General features: G+C 57.3%; 24 protein-coding genes. 23 read left to right on the top strand and 1 reads right to left on the bottom strand.

Annotated elements, in window-relative coordinates; translation table 11 throughout:
* Window positions 1-14: 14 nt before the first annotated feature.
* The 19 genes from ymfI to ACFPB1_RS18065 all read left to right on the top strand — a co-directional run bounded on the left by ymfI (window position 15) and on the right by ACFPB1_RS18065 (window position 19,160).
* Window positions 15-746 (top strand): elongation factor P 5-aminopentanone reductase, encoded by a 732-nt coding sequence (ymfI, locus tag ACFPB1_RS18155; RefSeq protein WP_379227565.1) that lies wholly within the window; start codon window positions 15-17, stop codon window positions 744-746.
* A 126-nt stretch (window positions 747-872) separates the two neighbouring features.
* On the top strand, window positions 873-1,124 hold the full coding sequence (locus ACFPB1_RS18150; protein WP_090637513.1) for a DUF3243 domain-containing protein: 252 nt from the start codon (window positions 873-875) through the stop codon (window positions 1,122-1,124).
* Between the two features lie 232 nt (window positions 1,125-1,356).
* Window positions 1,357-2,118, top strand: coding sequence for a DUF3388 domain-containing protein (locus ACFPB1_RS18145; protein ID WP_379227520.1), 762 nt, complete (start codon window positions 1,357-1,359; stop codon window positions 2,116-2,118).
* A gap of 35 nt (window positions 2,119-2,153) precedes the next feature.
* Complete coding sequence (locus ACFPB1_RS18140; protein ID WP_379227519.1) at window positions 2,154-3,155, top strand: helix-turn-helix domain-containing protein; 1,002 nt, start codon at window positions 2,154-2,156, stop codon at window positions 3,153-3,155.
* 119 nt (window positions 3,156-3,274) lie between these two features.
* Window positions 3,275-3,763, top strand: coding sequence for a YajQ family cyclic di-GMP-binding protein (locus tag ACFPB1_RS18135; RefSeq protein ID WP_379227518.1), 489 nt, complete (start codon window positions 3,275-3,277; stop codon window positions 3,761-3,763).
* A 150-nt stretch (window positions 3,764-3,913) separates the two neighbouring features.
* Complete coding sequence (gene rimO / locus ACFPB1_RS18130) at window positions 3,914-5,239, top strand: 30S ribosomal protein S12 methylthiotransferase RimO (RefSeq protein WP_379227517.1); 1,326 nt, start codon at window positions 3,914-3,916, stop codon at window positions 5,237-5,239.
* Window positions 5,240-5,824 (top strand): CDP-diacylglycerol--glycerol-3-phosphate 3-phosphatidyltransferase, encoded by a 585-nt coding sequence (gene pgsA, locus ACFPB1_RS18125; protein ID WP_379227516.1) that lies wholly within the window; start codon window positions 5,240-5,242, stop codon window positions 5,822-5,824. It abuts the gene before it with no gap.
* A 106-nt stretch (window positions 5,825-5,930) separates the two neighbouring features.
* On the top strand, window positions 5,931-7,190 hold the full coding sequence (locus ACFPB1_RS18120) for a competence/damage-inducible protein A (protein WP_379227515.1): 1,260 nt from the start codon (window positions 5,931-5,933) through the stop codon (window positions 7,188-7,190).
* Between the two features lie 213 nt (window positions 7,191-7,403).
* Window positions 7,404-8,459, top strand: coding sequence for a recombinase RecA (recA, locus tag ACFPB1_RS18115; RefSeq protein WP_379227514.1), 1,056 nt, complete (start codon window positions 7,404-7,406; stop codon window positions 8,457-8,459).
* 66 nt (window positions 8,460-8,525) lie between these two features.
* Window positions 8,526-9,200 (top strand): RecX family transcriptional regulator, encoded by a 675-nt coding sequence (locus ACFPB1_RS18110; RefSeq protein ID WP_379227513.1) that lies wholly within the window; start codon window positions 8,526-8,528, stop codon window positions 9,198-9,200.
* A gap of 175 nt (window positions 9,201-9,375) precedes the next feature.
* On the top strand, window positions 9,376-10,917 hold the full coding sequence (gene rny / locus ACFPB1_RS18105) for a ribonuclease Y (protein WP_090637497.1): 1,542 nt from the start codon (window positions 9,376-9,378) through the stop codon (window positions 10,915-10,917).
* 78 nt (window positions 10,918-10,995) lie between these two features.
* Window positions 10,996-11,790 carry a TIGR00282 family metallophosphoesterase gene (locus tag ACFPB1_RS18100; RefSeq protein ID WP_379227512.1) on the top strand — a complete coding sequence of 265 codons (795 nt, stop codon included), beginning with the start codon at window positions 10,996-10,998 and terminating at the stop codon, window positions 11,788-11,790.
* A gap of 266 nt (window positions 11,791-12,056) precedes the next feature.
* On the top strand, window positions 12,057-12,317 hold the full coding sequence (locus tag ACFPB1_RS18095) for a stage V sporulation protein S (protein ID WP_028597363.1): 261 nt from the start codon (window positions 12,057-12,059) through the stop codon (window positions 12,315-12,317).
* Between the two features lie 124 nt (window positions 12,318-12,441).
* The gene (locus ACFPB1_RS18090) at window positions 12,442-13,395 is read left to right on the top strand and encodes a dipeptidase (protein WP_379227511.1); all 954 of its coding nucleotides are present in this window, start codon (window positions 12,442-12,444) and stop codon (window positions 13,393-13,395) included.
* Window positions 13,396-13,586: 191 nt separating this feature from the next.
* The gene (locus ACFPB1_RS18085; RefSeq protein WP_379227510.1) at window positions 13,587-15,320 is read left to right on the top strand and encodes a 2-oxoacid:acceptor oxidoreductase subunit alpha; all 1,734 of its coding nucleotides are present in this window, start codon (window positions 13,587-13,589) and stop codon (window positions 15,318-15,320) included.
* A gap of 1 nt (window position 15,321) precedes the next feature.
* Window positions 15,322-16,188: a 2-oxoacid:ferredoxin oxidoreductase subunit beta gene (locus ACFPB1_RS18080; RefSeq protein ID WP_379227509.1), complete on the top strand. Its 867-nt coding sequence runs from the start codon at window positions 15,322-15,324 to the stop codon at window positions 16,186-16,188.
* 207 nt (window positions 16,189-16,395) lie between these two features.
* Window positions 16,396-16,965, top strand: coding sequence for a phosphate propanoyltransferase (pduL, locus tag ACFPB1_RS18075; protein ID WP_379227508.1), 570 nt, complete (start codon window positions 16,396-16,398; stop codon window positions 16,963-16,965).
* Window positions 16,966-17,074: 109 nt separating this feature from the next.
* Complete coding sequence (miaB, locus tag ACFPB1_RS18070; protein WP_379227564.1) at window positions 17,075-18,661, top strand: tRNA (N6-isopentenyl adenosine(37)-C2)-methylthiotransferase MiaB; 1,587 nt, start codon at window positions 17,075-17,077, stop codon at window positions 18,659-18,661.
* 22 nt (window positions 18,662-18,683) lie between these two features.
* A complete protein-coding gene (locus tag ACFPB1_RS18065) occupies window positions 18,684-19,160 on the top strand; it encodes a RicAFT regulatory complex protein RicA family protein (RefSeq protein WP_379227507.1) in 477 nt (158 codons plus the stop codon).
* Between the two features lie 48 nt (window positions 19,161-19,208).
* Here ACFPB1_RS18065 and ACFPB1_RS18060 read toward each other — a convergent pair whose 3' ends face one another.
* A complete protein-coding gene (locus ACFPB1_RS18060) occupies window positions 19,209-20,414 on the bottom strand; it encodes an MFS transporter (RefSeq protein ID WP_379227506.1) in 1,206 nt (401 codons plus the stop codon).
* A 189-nt stretch (window positions 20,415-20,603) separates the two neighbouring features.
* Between ACFPB1_RS18060 and lepB the strand changes: the two genes are divergently transcribed.
* The 4 genes from lepB (at window position 20,604) to ACFPB1_RS18040 (ending at window position 23,043) form a co-directional block, all read left to right on the top strand.
* Window positions 20,604-21,128: a signal peptidase I gene (lepB, locus tag ACFPB1_RS18055; protein ID WP_379227505.1), complete on the top strand. Its 525-nt coding sequence runs from the start codon at window positions 20,604-20,606 to the stop codon at window positions 21,126-21,128.
* Between the two features lie 3 nt (window positions 21,129-21,131).
* Entirely contained in the window at window positions 21,132-22,130 is a 999-nt protein-coding gene (locus tag ACFPB1_RS18050) for a DUF4184 family protein (RefSeq protein ID WP_379227504.1), read from the top strand.
* A gap of 146 nt (window positions 22,131-22,276) precedes the next feature.
* Window positions 22,277-22,588, top strand: a complete 312-nt coding sequence (locus ACFPB1_RS18045; protein ID WP_379227503.1) for a heavy metal-binding domain-containing protein — start codon at window positions 22,277-22,279, stop codon at window positions 22,586-22,588.
* Between the two features lie 146 nt (window positions 22,589-22,734).
* Window positions 22,735-23,043 carry a rhodanese-like domain-containing protein gene (locus ACFPB1_RS18040; RefSeq protein WP_379227502.1) on the top strand — a complete coding sequence of 103 codons (309 nt, stop codon included), beginning with the start codon at window positions 22,735-22,737 and terminating at the stop codon, window positions 23,041-23,043.
* Window positions 23,044-23,139: the final 96 nt, after the last annotated feature.

Below are 23,139 nucleotides of genomic sequence, written 5' to 3'. Positions count from 1 at the left end.
AAACCTTAAAGGAAATGACCGTTCTCGTAACAGGGGGAAGCCGCGGTATCGGCGCCGCCATCGCGCGCCGATTCGCGGTGGAGAACATGAACGTTGTCATTCATTACAATCAGGCGCATGAGGCTGCGAACGAAACCGCTCGCAGCTGCATGCGGCTCGGGGCGGCCAACGTGCTGACCGTATCCGCGGACGTGCGTTCGCGCGAACAGCTGCTGCGCATGCGCGAGAAGCTGGAGCAGCACGGCATGGTGCCCGATATCGTCGTGAACAACGCGGGCGTCGCCCATTACGGCATGCTGGCGAACGTGACGGACGACGATTGGGACGAAGTCATGAACGTGAATTTGAAAGGCATGTTCTTGTGCACGCAGCTGTTCATGCCGGCCATGATCGCGCAGCGGTTCGGCCGGATCATTAACGTATCGTCGATCTGGGGCATTTCGGGCGCTTCGTGCGAGGTGCTGTATTCGACCAGCAAGGGCGGTATGAATGCGTTCACGAAAGCGCTGGCCAAGGAGCTTGCGCCGTCGGGCGTAACCGTGAACGCGGTAGCGCCGGGAGCGGTCGACACCGTCATGCTGGACAACCTCGATGCCGCCGAGAAGGTGGCGCTCGAGTCCGAAATCCCGGTCGGGCGTTTCGCGCAGCCGGAAGAGATCGCTTCGCTCGTGTACTTTTTGGCATTGCCGGAATCCGCTTATATCACCGGACAGATCATCAGCCCGAACGGCGGCTGGCTGACCTGACCGGATGGACTGATCTTTTGAGAAAATGCGGACAACCCGTCCGATGAAGAATAAATGCCGCTCCTTGCGCGAACAATACTGGATGTTGCTGATCAACAGCCAACACGCAAAGGAGGAAGTTTATCAATGGCAACAGTCCTTTCTAACTTCGGTACCTGGAAAGAGTTTTTATCCGACCGTGTCGAGCAAGCAAAAAGCATGGGGTTGAACGAAGATACGATCTCCAACCTCGCTTACGAGATCGGCTCCTTCCTTGACGAGAAGGTCGATCCGAAGAATGAAGAGCAGCGTACGCTCAAGCAATTGTGGGATGTCGGCGATGAATCGGAACGCAAAACGATCGCGGGCTTGATGGTCAAGCTCGTCCAACATTCGTAACATCCACGAGAAAAGCCTCCCCAGCGGAGGCTTTTCTGTAATGTTCGCTGCCTGTTGCAGGAATTTGACGAATATTGTAGAATAAACTTTTTGAAGCATAAATATTCATAGCTTGGTTCGGCTGCAGCGTGCAGCGGATTTGCCTCATCCCGTTCCTAGACGCATACGATCATGAAGCTTCGCGCAAAAGAGCTTCATTAAAAACTTCATTCCTTCAGCAGAGGTGTCTCCGATGGAATTCAAACAATGGTACATGGAATATAAAATACATAAGAACCGTCCAGGCTTGCTCGGCGATATCGCATCGCTGCTCGGCATGCTCGAAGTCAACATTCTGACCATCAACGGGGTCGAGAACCGCACGCGCGGCATGCTGCTGCAGACGAACGACGACGAGAAGATCGAAATCCTCGGCCGGATGCTGCAAAAGGTCGACAATATCACGGTACTCAAGCTTCGCGAGCCGAAGCTGGTCGATATATTGGCCGTTCGCCACGGACGCTACATCGAACGCGACTCCGACGACCGCAAGACGTTCCGCTTCACGCGCGACGAGCTAGGCATGCTGGTTGACTTTCTGGGCGAGGTGTTTAAAAGGGAAGGAAATCAAGTCATCGGCCTGCGCGGTATGCCGCGCGTCGGCAAGACGGAATCCATCATCGCGGGCAGCGTCTGCTCGAACAAGCGTTGGACGTTCGTGTCCTCGACGCTCCTGCGCCAGACGGTCCGAAGCCAGCTGTCCGAGGAAGAAATGACGCCGAACAACATTTTTATTATCGACGGCATCGTCAGCACCATTCGTTCCAATGAAAAGCATCATGCGCTCCTTCAGGAAATCATGGCGATGCCTTCGACGAAAGTCATCGAGCATCCCGATATTTTCGTGAAAGAGTCGGCATTCGAATACAGCGATTTTGATTATATTATCGAGCTTCGCAACACGCCGGACGAAGAAATTTCGTATGAATCGTTCATGGGCTTTCATGATTTTTAATACCTGATCGATAAAAATGTTAAGGAGGTGTGGTCATGTCGGATTTGGGCGCATTGCTCAAGAAAGCGAGGGAACAGCGAAACCTGTCCTTGGACGATATTCAGGACTTGACGAAAATCCGCAAGCGTTATCTTGAAGCCATCGAGGAAGGCAATTACAGCGTGCTTCCCGGTTCCTTCTATGTACGCGCATTCGTGAAAAACTATGCCGAATCCGTCGGACTCGACGCGGAAGAAGTACTGCGGCTCTACAATAAGGAAATTCCTTCGAGCGTGCCGGAACAGCCCGTCATCGAGCCCGTTCAGCGGCCGCGCCGGACCGCCCAGACGCATACGTCCGACCGCTTGAGCCGATGGGGCTTCCGCGCGCTCATGTGGTCGTTCCTGCTGCTGATCATCGTGCTCGTCTATATCTTCGCCATCAAGCAGCCTAACAAGGATCACGTGGATTCGGCGGATCAGACGAAGATGACCGACGAGACTGCACCGCCGCCTACGAATCCGGAAGGTACGGCAAACAGCGGGAACAGCGCGACGACGGGCGGCGGATCGACGAACGGGAGCGGAACAGGGACGGATTCGACGACGCTTCCGCCGGATCAACCGTCACAGGGAGGAACGACGCCTCCGCCGACGGCACCAACCACGACGATTACGCTTGACCGGACGTCGGGTACCACGGATTACTTCAATGTGACTCCGGGCGGGACGCACAAGATCGAGTTCAAGTCGACCGGGCATGCGTGGGTCGGGATATACGAGATGAACAAGCCGGGCAAGAGGGGTAAATCTTTATTTGATAAAATGATGGAAAATGGTGACACGGCGTCTTACGATGCCGACGGCCCGATTTATATCTCACTGGGCAGAGCCGATTATATCGACGTTACGATTGATGGCGTGTTAATTAACGATGGCAACAAATCCGGGGGCTCTCGCAAGCTTCTGCTCACCCCCGTGGAAGACGGCTCCGCCGGTACGGGTACGGACGGCACGACCGGAACGGGCAATGCGGCGAACGCGGGGAATACGCCATGAGTTTTCCGGCAATAAAGGCATCCGGACTGTAAGCGTTACGGTCCCGGGTGCTTTTTTTGCGGGGCGGGATGCGCTATAATACATGACAAGAATAGGAAAGACAAAGGAGCTGCAGCGCAATGGCAGAACATTCATTCGATATCGTGTCGAAAGTCGATATGCAGGAGCTGAGCAATGCGATCACGCAAGCGGAGCGGGAGATCGACACCCGGTTCGATTTCAAAGGAACGAAGACGAGCTTCACGCTGGAGAAGAGCGATTTGGTCGTCGTCTCGGACGACGAGTACAAGCTGAAGAGCGTCATCGACATTTTGCAATCCAAAATGATCAAGCGCGGCGTGCCGATCAAAAACATGGAATTCGGCAAAATCGAGGGCGCTTCCATGGGAACGGTCCGGCAGAAAATCAAGTTGAAGCAGGGGATCGAGCAGGATAGCTCGAAAAAAATCAACACGCTGATCCGCGATTCCAAAATCAAAGTGAAAAGCCAGATACAAGGCGATTCCATCCGCGTAACCGGCAAAAACCTCGACGATCTTCAAGCGGTGATCGCGCTGCTGCGGGGAGCGGATTTGCAGATCGACCTGCAGTTTACGAACTATAAATAAGGGCGGCTTCCGCCGTTTCCGTACATAGGACAGGTCCCGTTTTGCCGCCGAAATCGCGGTCTTTCGGGGCTTTTTCCTATTTTGACACTGCATAGGCCATGTATTATACTGGGTAAGATAGCTTTTCGGAGGGGTTTGGGGGACACATCGATGACTGAAAGAGTGAAAGTGGTAACGTTGGGATGCGAGAAGAACCTCGTCGATTCCGAGATCATGTCGGGGCTGATCGATGCCAGAGGCTACCATTTGGTGGATCAGGCAGACGATGCGACCGTCATTATTGTCAATACGTGCGGATTTATCGACGCCGCTAAAGAGGAATCCGTGAACACCATTCTGGATATGGCAGAGTTGAAGCAGACCGGAAGGCTGAAAGCGCTCATCGTGTCGGGTTGCCTGACGCAGCGCTACAAGCAGCAGCTCATGGATGAGATGCCGGAGATCGACGGCATCGTCGGAACGGGCGATTTCCACCATATCACCGATATCGTCGACGAAGCGCTGCGGGGCAAACGGCCGGTCAAAGTAGGCAATCCGGCGTTCGACTACGATCAGAAACTGCCGCGGCTCGTTACGACGCCGCGCTATACGGCGTTCGTCAAGATCGCGGAGGGCTGCGACAACGCATGCACCTTCTGCTCGATTCCGATCATGCGCGGCAAGTTCCGCAGCCGTTCGATCGAATCGATCGTGGACGAGGTGCGTCAGCTCGCGAGCCAAGGCGTCAAGGAAGTCAGCCTGATCGCGCAGGATTCCACGAACTACGGCACCGATTTGTACGACAAGTTCATGCTGCCGGAGCTTCTTAACCGCGTCAGCGAAGTGGACGGCATCGCTTGGGTCCGCCTGCACTACGCTTATCCGGGATTTTTCTCGGACGAGCTGATCGATACGATCGCGTCCAATCCGAAAGTATGCAACTATATCGACATGCCGCTGCAGCACAGCGAGGACTCCATCCTGAAGCGCATGCGCCGTCCTGGCCGCCAGCGCGACACGCGCGAACTTGTCTCCCGCATCCGCGCGCGGATTCCTGACGTGGCGCTCCGCACATCGATCATCGTCGGATTCCCGGGCGAGACCGAGGAGGATTTCGACCGGCTGTGCGATTTCGTCCGCGAGATGAAGTTCGACCGGCTCGGGGTGTTCACGTATTCGCCGGAGGAAGATACGCCGGCCGTTCGTCTGCCGAACGCCGTGCCGGACGACGTCAAGGAATGGCGTTCCAACACGCTGATGGAGATCCAGCGCCAAGTATCGAAGGATTTGAGCGGCAAGTACATCGGCCGGGAAATCGACGTGCTTGTCGAACGGTACGACGGACGCAGCGACGTATACGTCGGCCGTTCGCCTTACGACGCTCCGGAAATCGACGGCGAGGTGTTTATTTCGAACTGCAAGGCCGCGATCGGCGAAATTCAAAGGGTGCGGATCACGCACGCTTACGAATTCGACATGTCCGGGGAGGGGCTATAAGTGAATTTAGCCAACCGCATTACGCTCGCACGCATCTTCTTGGTCCCGATCATTATGGTGCTGCTGCTCATCAACGTCGATTTGAAGCCGCTCACGTTCGACGGTTCCGATTTTTCCATCACGTGGAATCAAATCATGGCCACGCTCGTATTCATAGTAGCGGCGAGCACGGACGGTCTGGACGGCTACATCGCGCGCAAGAACAAAATCGTCACCAACCTCGGCAAGCTGCTGGATCCGCTGGCGGATAAGCTGCTCGTCGCGGCGGTGCTGATTTCCCTCGTGGAAATGGAGAAACTGCATGCCTGGATCGCCATCGTCATTATCAGCCGCGAGTTCGCGGTGACGGGACTGCGGCAGATCGCGCTGCTCGAGGGCACGGTCGTGGCGGCGAGCAAATGGGGCAAATGGAAGACGGCCGTACAGATTACGATGATCATCGTACTGCTGCTCAACAACTTCCCGTTCGCCTTTCTCGATTTTCCGTTCGATCAGATTTCGATCTACGCGGCGGCGATTATTACGGTATACTCGGGCATCGATTATTTCGTCAAGAACAAAAATCTCATACCGCTTACCGCGTAGTTCGACACTCGGGCATCACTCCTTCGCCATTCTTGGAAAGAGTGATGCTTTTCTTCTCCGCGTTCCGGTTCGCCCATCCTATACATTATGAAGTGGAGATGTTCACATGCGTGCAGAAATCATCGCGGTCGGGACGGAGCTCTTGCTCGGCCAAACCGTCAACACGAACGCGACGTACTTGTCGCAAGGCCTCGCGGAAATGGGAATCGACGTTTATTTTCAGACTGTCGTGGGCGATAACGCCGCTCGCATCCGGCAGGCGATCGAATTGGCGCGCACCCGGGCGGATCTGATTCTTTTTACCGGGGGCTTAGGCCCGACGATGGACGATTTGACGAAGGACGCACTTGCCGAGTATTTGGGCCGTGCCATCGAAGAGCATAAGCCGAGCATGGATAAGATCGAAGCCATGTTCGCGTCGCGCGGCATACATATGGTCGACAGCAACCGCAGGCAAGCAAACCTGATCGAAGGCAGCGATCCGCTGGACAACGAAGCGGGGCTGGCAGTCGGCAACGCGTTAACGGCGGACGGCACCCATTACGTGCTGCTCCCGGGCCCGCCGCGCGAAATGAAGCCCATGTTCGACGGCCCGGCGAAAACATGGCTGCGCACCGTCATGAACGAGGAACGCCGGCTGTATTCGCGGCTGTTGAAGTTCGCGGGCATCGGCGAGTCGAGCCTCGAGAACGCGCTCATCGACTTGATCGAGCACCAGACGGATCCGTCGATCGCGCCGTACGCCAAGGAAGGCGAAGTGGCGATCCGGCTGTCGACGAAAGCGCTAAGCGAGCTCGAGGCGAACGGCAGGCTGGACGAGACGGAGAAGACGATCCGCGAGCGCGTCGGGCAGCATCTCTACGCCAGTGAAGACATCACGCTGGAAGAGGTGGTCGTTCGCCTGCTGCGGTCATCCAGACGCACGCTGGCGAGCGCGGAGAGCCTCACGGGCGGACTGCTGGCCCAGCTGATTACCCGGATTCCCGGAAGCAGCGGCGAGTTTACGGGCGGCGTCGTGACGTACACGAATTTAATGAAGCATCGCTTGTTGAGCATTCCGCTGTCGCAGCTGGAAGGACCGGGAGCGCCGGGGGCCGTCAGCGAGTCGACGGCGGCGCTGATGGCCGAACGGGTGCGCGAGCTGGCCGAGAGCGATTTCGGCGTCTCGCTCACCGGCGTCGCGGGGCCGTCGGAGTCCGAAGGCAAGCCGGTCGGCCTCGTCTACTTCGGTCTCGCCGAACGAGGGAAGCCGACGAAGGTGTTCACGGCGACGTTGAACGGCAACCGCGAGATGATCCGGATCCGCGCCGCCAAATCGCTGCTGTACCGGTTATGGCAGGCTTTGTCCGACGGAGTGGCAACCTAGCAGATCGTGTAAAATTAAAGCTTGCCAACCCAATAGGGATCGACTATAATCGACTCTAGACGGAAGAACCGTGGCGAAGATTACTTTGCTGCGGTTTTTTTTTTGCTCTCTATTGGCCAATGGAGAAATAGGAATATATGTTCGCAAAAAGTCTTGTCAAAGCAGTTAAAACAAGGTATCATGTGAGTATAAATCATGAAGGATGTGAGTTCGTTGGCGGATCGTAAAGCTGCGCTTGAAATGGCTCTGCGTCAAATAGAGAAGCAATTTGGTAAAGGCTCCATAATGAAACTTGGAGAATCGACTCACATGCAAGTCGAGACCGTGTCCAGCGGCTCGCTCGCGTTAGATATTGCCCTTGGCATCGGCGGCTTTCCTAGAGGCCGGGTTATCGAAGTGTACGGACCGGAATCCTCCGGTAAAACGACCGTCGCGCTTCATGCGATCGCGGAAGTTCAACGCGCGGGCGGACAAGCCGCATTCATCGATGCGGAACATGCGTTGGATCCTTCCTATGCCAATAAACTGGGCGTCAACATCGACGAATTGCTGCTCTCTCAGCCGGATACCGGCGAACAGGCGCTCGAAATCGCCGAAGCACTCGTACGCAGCGGCGCGGTCGATATCGTCGTCGTTGACTCCGTCGCGGCGCTCGTGCCGAAAGCGGAAATTGAGGGCGACATGGGGGATTCCCACGTCGGTCTGCAAGCGCGCCTGATGTCGCAGGCACTCCGGAAGCTCTCCGGCGCGATCAGCAAATCGAAGACGATCGCGATCTTCATCAACCAGCTTCGCGAGAAAGTCGGCGTCATGTTCGGTAACCCCGAGACGACGCCAGGCGGCCGCGCGCTGAAATTCTATTCATCGGTTCGCCTCGACGTTCGCCGCATCGAATCGATCAAGCAAGGCAACGACGTGGTCGGCAACCGTACGCGTATCAAGGTCGTGAAGAATAAAGTCGCGCCTCCGTTCAAGCAAGCGGAGATCGATATCATGTACGGCGAAGGCATCTCGAAGGAAGGCAGCATCGTCGATATCGGCGTCGAACACGATATCATCCAGAAGAGCGGCGCCTGGTTCTCCTTCAACGGCGAGCGCCTCGGCCAAGGCCGCGAAAATGCGAAGCAGTTCCTGAAGGAGCGCAAGGACATCGCGGGCGTCATCGAGAAGCAAATCCGCGACGCGAGCAACGTAGCGGCCGCGACGGCGAGCGCCGCCGCGTTCAGCGAAGACGAGGAAGACGAAGAGCTGGAACTCGAGCTCGAATAAACGAACGCAAACCTATACGATCGAGAGGCACCTTTTACGAGGTGCTTCTTTGTTTAGGAGAAAGGTGTGGATCCTATTCTTACGATCACTAGCGTGGAACAAGATAAGAAGAAAAAGCAGCGATACCATCTATTCGTCAATGATGGCCGAGATCCGTTCACGAGCGTGCACGAAGACCTACTCATTAAATTTCGGCTGTTCAAAGGCCGGGAGATCGATGCCGACGAATTGAAACAAATCCTGAACGAGGACAGCGAGCATCGGGCATACGTCCTAGCGCTTGCATACTTAGGAGCGAGACAAAGGACGGAGAAGGAAATCGTCCGCTATCTGGCCAAGAAGGAGCTGGAGGAGGGGGCAGTCCGCAAAGCGATCGAACGGCTGAAGCGGGAAGGGCTGGTGAACGATTCGGTCTATGCCGAGCTGTATGCCGCCCAGCGGATGCGGTCGCAGTCGAAGGGCAGGCGGCTCCTGCAGCAGGAACTGCTGCAGCGCGGCATCAAACGCGATACCGCGAAGGAAGCGGCGTCCAAGCTGAACGAAGAATCGGAGACGGAGGTCGCCGTAAACGCCGCGATCAAGAAATGGCCGCACCTGAAAGGCGAAGAGCGGGAACGGAAGCATAAACTGGCCGCGTTTCTGCTGCGCCGCGGATTCCCGTCGGCCGCCGTCAGAGAGGCGGTTAAGACGGCGGCGCAGAGCGAGCTCGAAGACGAAGATGGGCATATGCTTGACAATTGATTTTCACAACAGATAAAATGAGTTTGTATTCTTTCATCCAGAATCGATTTTCCTTCCAAAAATTGATTCGAAACCATTATTTTCGCCAAATTAAGTGTGAAAGCTAAAAACCGGCTGGAAAAAACCAAATACTGTCCCAAGCGTTTGCTTTGGTGAACAACGAGGAGGTGAGATAATGCCAGTATGGGCAACTATCCTGATCGCTCTCGTTGTTGGTGCAATTTTCTTTGGTGTCGGTTATTTTATTCGAAAATCGATCGCCGAGGCCAAAATTTCCAGTGCCGAGCAAGCCGCAAGCCAAATCGTAGATAATGCGAGGAAAGACGCGGAGGCGCTGAAGAAAGAAACGGTTCTCGAGGCGAAAGATGAAGTCCACAAGCTCCGTACCGAAGCTGAGAGAGACATTCGCGATCGTCGCAATGAGGTACAGCGTCTTGAAAGACGACTGATTCAGAAAGAGGAGTCGTTGGATAAAAAAATAGAAGCGCTGGAACGCAAAGAAGAACAAGTAGCCAACAAAGAGAAGCGGATCGAAGAAACGCAAGAGCAGATCGATTCACTCTACAAGCAGCAACTACAAGAGCTGGAGCGCATTTCGAACCTGACGATGGAGGAAGCCAAGCAAGTTATTCTGACCAACGTCGAGCAAGAGGTTCGCCATGAAACGGCGCAAATGATTAAAGAGATTGAGCAGCAGGCGAAGGAAGAAGCAGATAAGAAAGCTCGCGATATTATCTCGCTGGCCATCCAACGCTGTGCGGCCGATCACGTAGCCGAAACGACGGTGTCCGTCGTGGCGCTGCCGAACGAAGAAATGAAGGGTCGCATCATCGGCCGCGAAGGCCGCAACATCCGCGCACTGGAAACGTTGACCGGTATCGATCTTATCATCGACGATACACCGGAAGCGGTCATATTGTCCGGTTTCGATCCGATCCGTCGCGAAATCGCCCGAACATCCCTCGAGAAGCTCGTCGCGGATGGACGCATCCATCCTGCGCGCATCGAGGAAATGGTCGAGAAATCTCGCAAGGAAGTGGACGAACGCATCCGCGAATACGGAGAGCAGGCGACGTATGAAGTCGGCGTACACGGTTTGCACCCGGATTTGATCAAGATTTTGGGTCGTTTGAAATACCGTACGAGCTATGGACAGAACGTGCTGAAGCACTCCATGGAAGTCGCCTATTTGACCGGCCTGATGGCCGCGGAGCTGGGCGAGGACATCACGCTTGCGAGAAGAGCCGGATTGCTGCATGATATCGGCAAAGCGCTGGATCATGAAGTGGAAGGTTCTCACGTCGAAATCGGCGTCGAGCTGGCGAAGAAATACAAAGAACATCCGATCGTCATCAACAGCATTGCCTCCCACCACGGCGATTGCGAAGCAACATCGGTCATCGCCATGCTGGTCGGTGCTGCGGATGCGCTATCGGCCGCTAGACCGGGTGCAAGAAGAGAGACGCTCGAGACGTACATCAAGCGGCTGGAGAAGCTGGAAAACATTTCGGAATCGTTCGATGGCGTCGAGAAATCGTACGCGATCCAAGCCGGACGCGAGGTTCGCGTCATGGTGCAGCCGGAGAAAATCGACGATACCGAAGCTTTCCGCCTAGCGCGCGACATTACGAAGAAGATCGAGAACGAGCTCGATTATCCGGGGCATATTAAAGTCACGGTCATCCGCGAGACGCGGGCCGTCGAATACGCCAAATAACCGCATAGCAAATGAAACCGGAAAAGTGGCTGCCTGTCAGCCACTTTTCCGGTTTATGACAGAAAGGTAAGGAACGACATGAACGTATTGTTTATCGGCGATATCGTAGGCAATGTCGGGCGTGCAGCCGTCAAGAAGGTGCTGCCCGCGCTCAAATCGAAATACGCCCCGCACATCATCATCGCGAACGGCGAGAACGCCGCTGCCGGTCGGGGCATCACCGCGGCGATCGTCAAGGAACTGCTGGACGCCGGCGTACACGGCATTACGATGGGCAACCATACGTGGGACAACAAAGATATTTTCGAATGGATCGACGAACAGCCGCGGATCGTGCGGCCGGCGAACTTCGCGCCGGAGGCGCCTGGGCAAGGAGCGACGCTCATTAAAGCGAACGGAAAAGAGCTGGCGATCATCAATCTGCAGGGACGGACGTTTCTGCCGCCGATCGATTGCCCGTTCCGCAAGGCGGACGAGCTGATCGAGCAGTTCGCGCAGAAGACGAGAAACATCCTCGTCGATTTCCATGCGGAGGCAACGTCGGAGAAGATCGCGATGGGCTGGCACCTGGACGGCAAAGCTTCGATCGTGGTCGGCACACATACGCATGTGCAGACGAACGACGACCGGGTGCTGCCAAACGGAACGGCGTACATCACGGACGTCGGCATGGTCGGATCCATGGAAGGCGTGCTCGGCATGGAACGCGGTCCCGTGCTGCATAAGTTCCTGACCCAGCTCCCCGTGCGGTTCGTCGTCGATGAGGGCAACTGGCATTTGCACGCGGTCGCGGTCGAGATCGACGATGCGACGGGCAAAGCGAAGAAGATTCAGAAGATTCGGCTGACGGAAACGGATTGGCTGCTCCTGTAGCAGCCATTTTCTTTTTTTTCGTCGTATGCGCGCAGCTCACCGAGTTCAGACGCTGCGCCTGTTTATCCGCGTGCGTTTCGGGTTAATGGTAACGAGGCAGGATACAGGCTGTACTAGTCCAAGCTGGAACAGTTTTCACTATGAAAATTCTTGCAATTCAGAAGATTTAGCAAACAACGCCTCAAGAAAGAAGGAATTTTTTCGCCTCTCTCGAATACTATCTGAATAGCGGTATTCATCCATCATTCCCGAGGAGGTCACTTTCCATGGATGTCTTAAAAGTTTCAGCAAAGTCTAATCCAAATTCTGTTGCAGGAGCGCTTGCCGGCGTTTTGCGTGAACGCGGGGCGGCTGAATTGCAAGCTATCGGGGCTGGTGCGTTGAATCAAGCTGTAAAGGCGGTTGCGATCGCGAGAGGCTTCGTGGCCCCGAGCGGCGTGGACCTGATCTGTATTCCGGCATTCACGGATATTGTCATCGACGGCGAAGACCGCACGGCGATCAAGCTGATTGTAGAACCCAGATAAATCCGGGATCCGGGCACATCATGTAAAAGAATTGACCTGTTTACGTCGTAGGCAGGTTTTTTTGCATTGGTTATATACATCCGCAGCGCTAGAAAGCTAAATTATAAACGGAAGGAAGATGATGATGCAGTCCGTTCGTAAAGCCGATTTTCATTGCGACGTCATTTGGAAGCTCCTGGAGGATTCGTCGCTTTCGTTCGAGCAGGATGATCAAGGCAAGCTGGACGTCACGCTGCCCCGTTTGAAACTAGCGGGCTCGACCTTTCAAACGTTCGCACTCTATATCCCGGATCGGATGGACAAAACGATGGTGCCCATCCTGCAAAGCGTGGATCTCTTCTATCGCAAGGTGCTCGCTTTGCCGGAGATGGCGTTTATCCGCACGGCAGGGGACGTTGCGGCTCTCCGGCGGAACCCGGGGACGATCGGAGCCATGCTGTCCCTCGAAGGCGCGGACGGGCTGCAGGGGGATCTGGCGATGCTGCGCGTCTTGTTCGCGCTCGGCGTGCGCGCGGCCGGCCTCACTTGGAACAACGCCAACTGGGGGGCGGACGGCGTGATGGAAACGCGCGGAGGCGGATTGACGAAAAAAGGCCGAGCCTTCGTAGAAGAATGTAATAGATTGGGTATACTATTGGATGTATCGCATTTGAGCGACCGCGCCTTCTGGGATATGCTGCAGCATTCGGGAAAGCCGGTCATCGCCTCCCATTCCAACTGCCGCAGCCTATGCCCGCATCCGCGCAACTTGACGGACGAACAGATCAAGGCGCTTCTCGCCGGCGGCGGACTGATCGGCGTGACGTTCGTGCCACAGTTCGTGTCTTCGTCGCGCGCATCTGCCGGAATTGCTGACGTGCTGCGTCACGTAGAACGGATTTGCGAGTTTGGCGGCGAGCGTCAGCTGATGTTCGGCTCGGATTTCGACGGGATCGACCAGTACGTTCACGGGCTGACTCATCCGGGAGAGCTTTACCGGCTGCAGGATGCGTTGTCGGCGAACTACTCGGATGCGCAGGTGAGCGGATTCTTCGAAACTAACGCGATGACGTTTCTGGCGACGCATCTGCCGCAATGATCGATTCCATTTATTTCAATCTCGCAGCGGTATGGGTATAATCGAAAAGAACTATCCGAAAAAAAGCGGGAACAGCTTGCATTTTAGTACTTAGAGACATAAAATTTATTTGATTATACGATAGAATCCATTTACCAATCTTTAATGTTGTCGAAAATATTGCAGGTTCATTCAAAGAGGAGATGGGCATTTTGATCAGTCAATTGTCTTGGAAAATCGGGGGGCAGCAAGGGGAGGGCGTAGAGAGTACCGACCGTATTTTTTCGACAGCGCTTAACCGGCTTGGCTACTATTTGTACGGCTATCGCCACTTCTCGTCGCGGATCAAAGGCGGCCATACCAATAATAAAATCCGGATCAGCACGACGCCGAAGCTTGCCATTTCGGACGATCTCGATATTTTGGTTGCGTTCGACCAAGAAAGCATCGATTTGAACGCGCATGAGCTCCGTACCGGAGGCGTGGTCGTAGCCGACGCCAAGTTCAACCCGGTTCTTCCGGACGGGATCAACGCTCGTCTGTTTCCGGTTCCGATCACGTCGATCGCCGAAGAGCTCGGCACGTCGCTGATGAAAAACATGGTTGCGTCCGGCGCATCCTGGGCGCTGCTCGGCCTGCCGATCGACGTGTTTAATAAAGCCGTCGAAGAAGAGTTCGGCCGCAAAGGCCAGGCCATCGTCGAGAAAAACATCGAGGCGGTCAAACGCGGCGCGGATTTCGTGCTCGAGCTCGCGGGCGGACCGCTGGAAGAATTCCAGCTCGAGCCTGCCGACGGCAAGCAGAAGCTGTTCATGATCGGTAACGAAGCGATCGGTCTCGGCGCGTTGGCCGGCGGCTGCCGCTTGATGTCCGCGTATCCGATTACGCCGGCATCCGAGATCATGGAATATTTGATCAAGAAGCTGCCGAAATTCGGCGGCACCGTCGTGCAGACGGAAGACGAAATCGCCGCGGTAACAATGGCGATCGGCGCCAACTATGCGGGCGTGCGCACGATGACCGCGTCCGCCGGTCCCGGCCTGTCGCTCATGATGGAGGCGATCGGCCTCGCGGGCATGACGGAAACCCCGCTCGTCATCGTGGATACGCAGCGCGGCGGTCCGTCCACGGGCTTGCCGACGAAGCAGGAGCAGTCCGACTTGAACGCGATGGTGTATGGCACGCACGGCGAAATTCCGAAAATCGTCATCGCGCCAGCCTCGCTCGAAGACTGCTTCTACGATACGATCGAATCGTTCAACCTGTCGGAAGAGTATCAGGTACCGGTCATCCTCATGACGGATCTCCAGCTGTCGCTCGGCAAGCAGTCTTGCGAACCCCTGGATTTGAATAAAGTGCCGATCAGCCGCGGCAAGCTCGTGCGCGATCTGCCGGAGCTGCAGCCGAACGAGCTCTTCAAGCGCTACGAACTGACGGAAGACGGGGTGTCTCCGCGCGTCATCCCGGGCGACAAATTCGGCCTGCACCATGTAACAGGCGTCGAGCACGACGAAACGGGACGTCCGTCGGAAAGCGCGGCAAACCGCAAGAACATGATGGATAAACGCCTGAACAAGCTGAACGGCATGCGTATTCGCGACGCTGTTCGCGCGGACGCTCCGCACGCGGAAGCCGATCTCCTGATCATCGGGATGGGCTCGACGGGCGGCACGATCGACGAGGCGCGGGCGCGCATGGAAGCGGACGGTCTGAAGACGAACCACCTGACGATCCGCCAAATCCATCCGTTCCCCGCGGAGCTGGTCGCGCCGTACTTGAGCTCCGCTTCGAAAGTCGTCGTGCTGGAAAACAACGCGACGGGCCAGCTGGCCGATCAAGTGAAGCTGCATGCCGGTCACGCCGATAAAATCAAAAGCGTCCTGAAATACGACGGCAACCCGTTCCTGCCTTCCGAAGTGCACAAAGCATGCAAGGAGTTGGTCTAACATGGCGACATTCAAAGAGTTTCGCAATAACGTAAAACCGAACTGGTGCCCAGGCTGCGGCGATTTCTCCGTCCAGGCGGCTATCCAGCGCGCGGCGGCCAACGTCGGCTTGGAGCCGGAAAACCTCGCGGTCATCTCCGGCATCGGATGCTCCGGCCGGATCTCGGGTTATATTAACGCGTACGGCCTGCACGGCATACACGGCCGCGCGTTGCCGATCGCCCAAGGCGTCAAGCTGGCGAACCGCGAGCTGACGGTCATCGCCTCCGGCGGCGACGGCGACGGCTTCGCGATCGGCATGGGCCATACGGTCCATGCGATCCGCCGCAACATCGACCTGACGTACATCGTCATGGACAACCAAATCTACGGTTTGACGAAAGGCCAAACATCGCCGCGTTCCGCCGAAGGATTCAAGACGAAATCGACGCCGGAAGGCTCGATCGAGTCCACGCTGTCGCCGCTCGAAATCGCCATGTCGGCCGGCGCGACGTTCATCGCCCAATCCTTCTCCAGCGACCTGAAGCAGCTGACGGCTTTGATCGAGGCGGGCCTCAACCATAAAGGCTTCTCGCTGATCAACGTGTTCAGCCCGTGCGTGACGTTCAACAAAGTGAACACGTACGACTGGTTCAAGGAGAATATCGTCAATCTGGATCAATTCCCGGATTACGATCCGTCCAACCGCATCGCGGCCATGAACAAAATCATGGAAACGAACGGCATGCTGACCGGCCTGATCTATCAAAACAAAGAACGTCAATCGTACGAGTCCATGATCGGCGGCTTCCAGCAGGAAGGATTGGCGAACCAGGACATCGCGCTTTCCCAGGAGCAATTCGGCAAGCTCGTCGCGGAATTCAAGTAAGCCATGATCGCGCAAGCGGCGTGATCCGTCAGGCATGCCGCTCCGTCCGGACGGCGTGCCTTCTTGAATGTGAAGGACCTCGTACAAACCACTGCTGCGCCATGGCAGGATAACGAACATAACCAGCGGCGGAAGGGAAGCATATGCAACCCGCCGCCAAGGCGATGCAGCGCCGTCACGACTAATCGAAGAAAAGCAGGTGCAACCATGAAAAAAGTTCCCGTCGGCGTCTCCGCTCGCCACATTCATCTCTCCCCCCCGCATCTCGAGCAATTGTTCGGGGCCGGCGCCGAGTTGTCGGTCTTAAAGCCGCTCTCGCAGCCGGGCCAATTCGCGGCGAACGAAACGGTCGAAGTCGTCGGACCGAAGGGCAGCTTCGCTAAAGTCCGCATCCTCGGTCCGGTGCGCAAGCGCACGCAGCTCGAAATCTCGCGCACCGACGCGTTCGCGCTGGGCGTCAATCCGCCGGTCCGCGAATCGGGCGACACCGCGGGCTCCGCGGGCATCACGATCAAAGGGCCGGCTGGCGAAGTGACGATCGAAGAAGGCGTCATCGTCGCCGCGCGGCACATTCACTTTCACACGAGCGACGCGGAGCGATGGGGCATCTCGGACAAGCAGAAGCTGTCGGTCCGCTTTGGCGGAGAGCGCGGCGTCATCTTCGAGAACGTCGTTGCGCGCGTATCGCCCGATTTCGCGCTGGACATGCATATCGATACCGACGAAGCGAACGCCGCGGGCGCCAAGACCGGCGACGAAGCGGATATCATCGGGTAAACGGGGGCGCCGCCATGCGGCGCCGCTTTTTTTTTGTGCCGCCGGATCGTCGAAGCGGCGCTGCTGCTTCTTTCTAATCGCGGTGGATTTTGATATAATGCTGGAATGGATGCGTATAAAGAGGGGACGTGACAGCGTGGGCACCACCGAGAAGGACTTCTCGAAGTACTTCGATTTTTCGGGCGCGAAGGTACTGAAGGAAGAAGACGGGAAGACGACCTATCGGATCAACGGTAGAGACATCACGATCAACTCGGCGCCGAGCTACAAGGACGAGAAGCGCCGGGGCAAGGAAGAGATCCGGGTTCATTACGAATCCTCCATTCCGTCGGAGCTGCTGGAGCTCGGCAAAGGGAAAAAATATCAGATTACGACGTACGGCTGCCAAATGAACGAGCACGACACCGAGGTTATGAAAGGGATCTTCGAGCAAATGGGGTATCTCCCGACCGAGGACCGTAACGAGGCGGACGTCATTCTGCTGAACACCTGCGCTGTGCGCGAGAACGCGGAAGACAAAGTGTTCGGCGAGCTCGGTCACCTGAAGCACCTGAAGCTCCAGAAGCCGGACCTCCTGCTCGGCGTCTGCGGGTGCATGTCGCAGGAGGAATCGGTCGTCGGACGGATCATGCAGCGGCATGCGTTCGTTGATTTGATCTTCGGCACGCACAATATCCACCGGCTGCCGTATCTGCTGCAGGATGCTTATTTCAGCAAAGAGATGGTCGTGGAGGTGTGGTCCAAGGAAGGCGACATCATCGAGAATCTGCCGAAGAAGCGCGAGGGCATGCGCGGCTGGGTGAACATCATGTACGGCTGCGACAAGTTCTGCACATACTGCATCGTGCCGTACACGCGCGGCAAGGAGCGCAGCCGGCGTCCGGAAGACGTCATCGCGGAAGTGCGGGAGCTGGCGCGGCAGGGATTCCGGGAGATCACGCTGCTGGGGCAGAACGTCAACGCGTACGGCAAAGATTTCGAAGATCTCGACTACCGCTTCGGCGACCTGATGGCGGACATGGCCAAGATCGATATTCCGCGTATCCGCTTCACCACCAGTCATCCGCGCGATTTCGACGACCATCTCATCGACGTGCTGGCCACGCGCGGCAATCTCGTGGAGCACATCCACCTGCCGATGCAGTCCGGGAGCACGGAGGTGCTCAAGCGGATGAGCCGCAAATATACGCGGGAGCAATTCCTGGCGCTCGCGAACAAAATCAAGCAGGCCATCCCGGACGTCGTGCTGACGACCGACATCATCGTCGGGTTCCCAGGGGAGACGGACGAACAGTTCGAGGAAACGTTGACGCTCGCGAAGGAAGTCGGCTTCGCCTCGGCATATACGTTCATCTATTCGCCGCGCGAAGGCACGCCAGCCGCGGGCATGGAAGACAATATTCCGGCGCACGTCAAGAAGGCTCGTCTGGCGCGGCTGAACGAGCTCATCGGCGAGCTGAGCCTGCAGAGCAATCTGCTGCTGGAAGGCCAGACCGTCGAGATTCTAATCGAAGGCCAAAGCAAGAACAATCCGGAGATGCTGTCCGGCCGCACGCGCACGAACAAGCTCGTGCACGTCAAAGGTCCCTCTTCGTGGATCGGGCAGTTCATCCAAGCGCGCGTGACGGACGTGCAGACGTGGTACATCAAGGCCGAGGCGGTTACGGAAGCATTCGAGCAGGAAGCCGTATCTTAACAAGATAGAGGAGCTGGACACGATGGGAAACGAACAAACGGCGAAACACGATCACGAGCATGATCACGGCGCAAGCTGCGCCGTGCCGAAATTCAATACGGAAGACATCATCGTCCGCGCGGACATCATGGCCAAGACGAAGGAGCTGGCGGACATGTTGTTCTCCTCCGAGGAAGTGCAGCAGTTCCAGCGCGCAGAGAAGCAGATTCAAGGCAATATGCGCATTCAAGGCCTGATCGCCCAAATCAAGAAAAAGCAAAAAGAAGCTGTCGCGTTCGAGACGACGTTCAAAAACGCCGACATGGTCGCGAAGATCGAGAAGGAAATCGACGCGCTGCAGGACGAGCTGGACGGCATTCCGATTATCACGGAGTTCCAGCAAAGCCAAGCGGACATTAATTACCTGCTGCAGACGGTCGTATCTGTCATCCGGGATACGGTCGCAGAAAAAATCTCACTGGAAGATGCTCAGACGGAAGAACCGGAAGAGTGCATGTAAACGGAAAACACCTGCCGATTCGACGCTTGCGCGATCGGCAGGTGTTTTTTAGATGGAGGCCGATCCGGTAGAGCGCTTCCAATACAGCGTTAGCGCGAGCGCCGCCGCGGCGAACGCGCCGCCGAGCCAGAAGCCGTAATCCCGCCCGAAGCGGTCGTTGACGAAGCCGGCCAGGAACGGACCGGCGAACATGCCGACCGAATAGACGGCTTGGTAGAAGCCCATCGCCGTCGCCCGCTTGGCGGAGGCGAACGGCCGAATCGCAAGGCCGAGCAGAATCGGCAGATGCATTCCTTGGGCGAAGCCGTTCAGCACTTGCGTCAGCGCGAGCGTCCCGAGGTTCGGCGAGAAGGCGATCGCGACGGTGAAGAGGCCGCTGAACAGGTAGGCGGCGCCGATGACGTTCCAGGTGCCAAAGCGCGGCACGAGCCAGCGCGCGGTCACGAGCGATGCGAGTCCGTGCGGCACCATGAACGCGATGACGATCAGCGTCAGCTGGCCGTTCGTCGCGCCGAGCGACGTCGCCTTCAGCGGCGTGAAGCCGAACATCGTGATGAACAGCACCGAATGCGCAAGAATCGAAAGGGTCGAGACTTGCCGCAGGGACGTAGTTCGCACGACCTCTCGCAGGTGTTGGAGCGAGATCGGCGCGCGGGGGACCCCTTCGCGCGGCTCCCTGACGGCGACAGCCAACACGAGACCGGCCGCGCCGAGCGCGATGCCGGCGCCGAACGCCGCGTTCCAGCCGTACGCGTCCGACAGCCAGCCGCTTAGGATCATGCCGATCAGCTGTCCGGCGACGGTGAGGAAGCTGATGTTGCTCATCGCCTTCGTCGCGTCCGAGGCGGCGAAGTAGGCGGCGTACAGCACGGTGAACGCGACCCACGCCGAGGCGCAGACGCCCGACATCATGCGGCCCGCGAGCGGCCAGAGCCACGAGCCGGGCACCATGAACAGGAGGCAGCTGAGCGCGCCGGTAATCATGCCGAGCATGAGGAAGGGCTTGCGCTTGTGCAGCTTATCCGACTGCAGGCCGAGCGGGAACCGCACGAGCATTTGCACGAACCCGTAGCTGCCGAGCACGATGCCGATGAGGTCGTCGGCATAGCCGCCGCTCTTCAGGAACGGTGACAGAATCGGGACGTAGACGTACAGCGTCGACCAGTAGAGCAGCGTCACGATGACGAAGACGGCGTGGTCGGCGCGGGTCGCGGCGATCAAAGGACGAGTACCGGCTTGTTCTTCAGCGGACAACGGAACTTTCACTTCCTTCGGAATGGAATTCGAATGACAGCGTACTTAATGTATATCAGGTCTCCAGGAAGAGCAATCCTTTTTACACGGGAAATTCCGCGGAAAGAAACTTATCGGCGGGTGATGTCGTATTAGGTAGCGGGTCTCGCGGACGTACGATGCCGGAAACCGGAAAGGAGCTGGAATGCGATGAAGAAGCCATGGATCCGCGAGCTGCGGGATTGGTGCGTGACGTTAGGCATCGCGATTACGGCGGCGCTGCTTATTCAGAATTACGCGTTCGCGCAAACCGAAGTCAAAAACATATCGATGCAAAAAACGCTCGTGGACGGGCAGCGGCTGATCGAGGACAAACTCAGCTATCATTTCGAATCGCCGCATCGGGGCGATATCGTCATCATCGACGGTCCCGAGAGCGATAAGCGGCTCATCAAGCGCGTGATCGGCCTTCCCGGGGACGTGATCGATTTTACCGGGGACGGACGCGTGATCGTGAACGGCCAGCCGCTCGAGGAACCGTACGTCAACGGCTTAAGCTACGCGAACGGGATGAAGGTGCCGTATACCGTGCCCGCCAAGCATCTCTTCGTCATGGGCGACAATCGGGAAAACAGCCAGGACAGCCGGATGCTGGGGCCGATCGCGCTCTCGAGCATCGAAGGCAGGGCCGTGTTCCGCCTGTGGCCGCTGAGCAAGTTCGGGGGGTTGGGATAGCGAATGCCGTTCACGTTCTCGCATCCCTTGTTCGCCATGCCGCTGCGCCGCCTCGCGCCGAAGCTGAGCGTGACCGGTCTGATCCTCGGGAGCATGATTCCCGATATGGAGTATTTCATGGCGCTGCAATCCTATCAGACAATCGGCCATACGATCCGCGGCTTCGTTGTGCAGGGGCTGCCGCTCAGCATCGCGGCCGCGACGGCGTTCCATGCGGTCATCAAGCCGGCGCTGCCGAGCTTTCTCCCGTCGGCAGGCCGTCTGGACCGGTTTGCCGCAAGCATGAGCTCGGATGCGTGGAAGCTCAATTCCGCCCGCGCGTGGCTGGTTTTCCTCGCATCCTTGTACATCGGCTACCTGACGCATCTCTTCATGGACGCCTGGACGCACGGCAGCGGCCTGTTCGTGAGCTGGTTTCCGGCGCTGCGCGGCGAGATCGGCGGCTATGAGATCTATCAGCTGCTGCAATACCTGTTCTCGCTTATCGGGGCAGCCGTCCCGGGACTGATTCTGCTGCGGAGGTACATCCGCTGGCGGCGCGGCTTCGACGAGACCGGGCGGCGGCCGGCATCGGCCGCGCCCGGCACGAAGGCGCTGCTGTGGACGATAGCCGCCGCGTTCGGCCTGCTGCTGTTCGCGGCGAAGATCGCCGTCACAGGCGAGCATAACCGGCTCGTCAGCGCGCTGATCGTGGCGCCGCTGTCCGCGGCGATATTCGGCTTGTTCGTCGCGTCGCTGTTTTACCGGGCGGCGAAGAACCGCCGGCTTGCGGGCGCGTTTGCCGCCGTCGGCCTGCTGCTGCTGGCCATCGCCGCCTTCCGGATCACCGAGTACGTTTGGACACCGTTTCGGCTGAACCGCCCGTACGCCAACTTCCGCGGGGATTTCCAGACGTTGTGGAACGGCTACTTAATCTTCTGGTCCGCGCTGGTGCTGCTCGGCTGCCGGATAACGGCCGTGAAGCGAAGGCGGCCATTCAAAGGGCGGTCGAGTTCCGCGTAACGAGCGTGCATAATGCCGTACGAAACGGGTCATTCTACCATTCGCAAGACGGAGCAACGCGGGAAGCAGCCATGAACCGCGGCGGAAATTGAAACGTTTTGGCAAGACGGGACGTATCTGTCGTATACCGATTGGGAGGGATTTCGATGATTTTTTCGACAACGCCGACAATTGAAGGCAACCCGATTCAACAATACCTGGGCGTCGTAACCGGGGAAGCGATCATGGGCGCGAACATCGTGCGCGACTTGTTCGCCTCGATCACCGACATCGTGGGCGGCCGTTCCGGCGCGTACGAGACGAAGCTGAAGGAAGCGCGCGACGTGGCGTTCAACGAAATGTCGAGCAATGCGTCCCGGCTGGGCGCGAACGCGATCGTCGGCATCGACATTGATTACGAGGTTATCCGCGATGGCATGCTGATGGTTGCGATCAGCGGCACGGCGGTCCGTATCTAACCGGTCCCTGCAACGCAAGACGGCATCCGCGGCGAACGCGGATGCTTTTTTGCGTTGGTGCGGACGGCGGCTGGACATCGGCGGGAAACAGAAGGTAAAATGCATATAAGATCGGCAACCTGAAGCTTGAAGGAGCGTTACAGAGGATGAAGGAAATTACGGCAAGCGAATTGGAAACCCGGCTTCGGTCGGGCGAGAAGCTGAGCCTCATCGATGTCCGGGAACCGGACGAATGGGCGGACGGCCACATCAAGGAAGCGGTCAGCATGCCGCTGTCCGTATTCGTGGAACGGCTGGGCGAGTTGAACGGCTTCGAGGAACCGCTGTACCTGATGTGCAGAAGCGGCAACCGCAGCAGCCGGGCGTGCGACTATTTAGAGGCCCAGGGCTACGAGGTCGTAAACGTGCTCGGCGGCATGCTCAGCTGGCCGGGCGAGGTCGTCACGGGCGAATAACGGCAGCCGCTGCAAAACGGCACTTTCGCATTTCGATGCGAAGGTGCTTTTTTTTATGATCATGCGTCATCCTCCGCCGCCATATAGTGAAGAGTA

The sequence above is a fragment of the Paenibacillus sp. GCM10023250 genome (genome assembly GCF_042653205.1).
Taxonomy (GTDB): Bacteria; Bacillota; Bacilli; order Paenibacillales; family Paenibacillaceae; genus Paenibacillus_Z.
The sequence above is the reverse complement of the archived record's forward strand: the minus strand, read 5'-3'. Positions and strand labels throughout refer to the sequence as shown.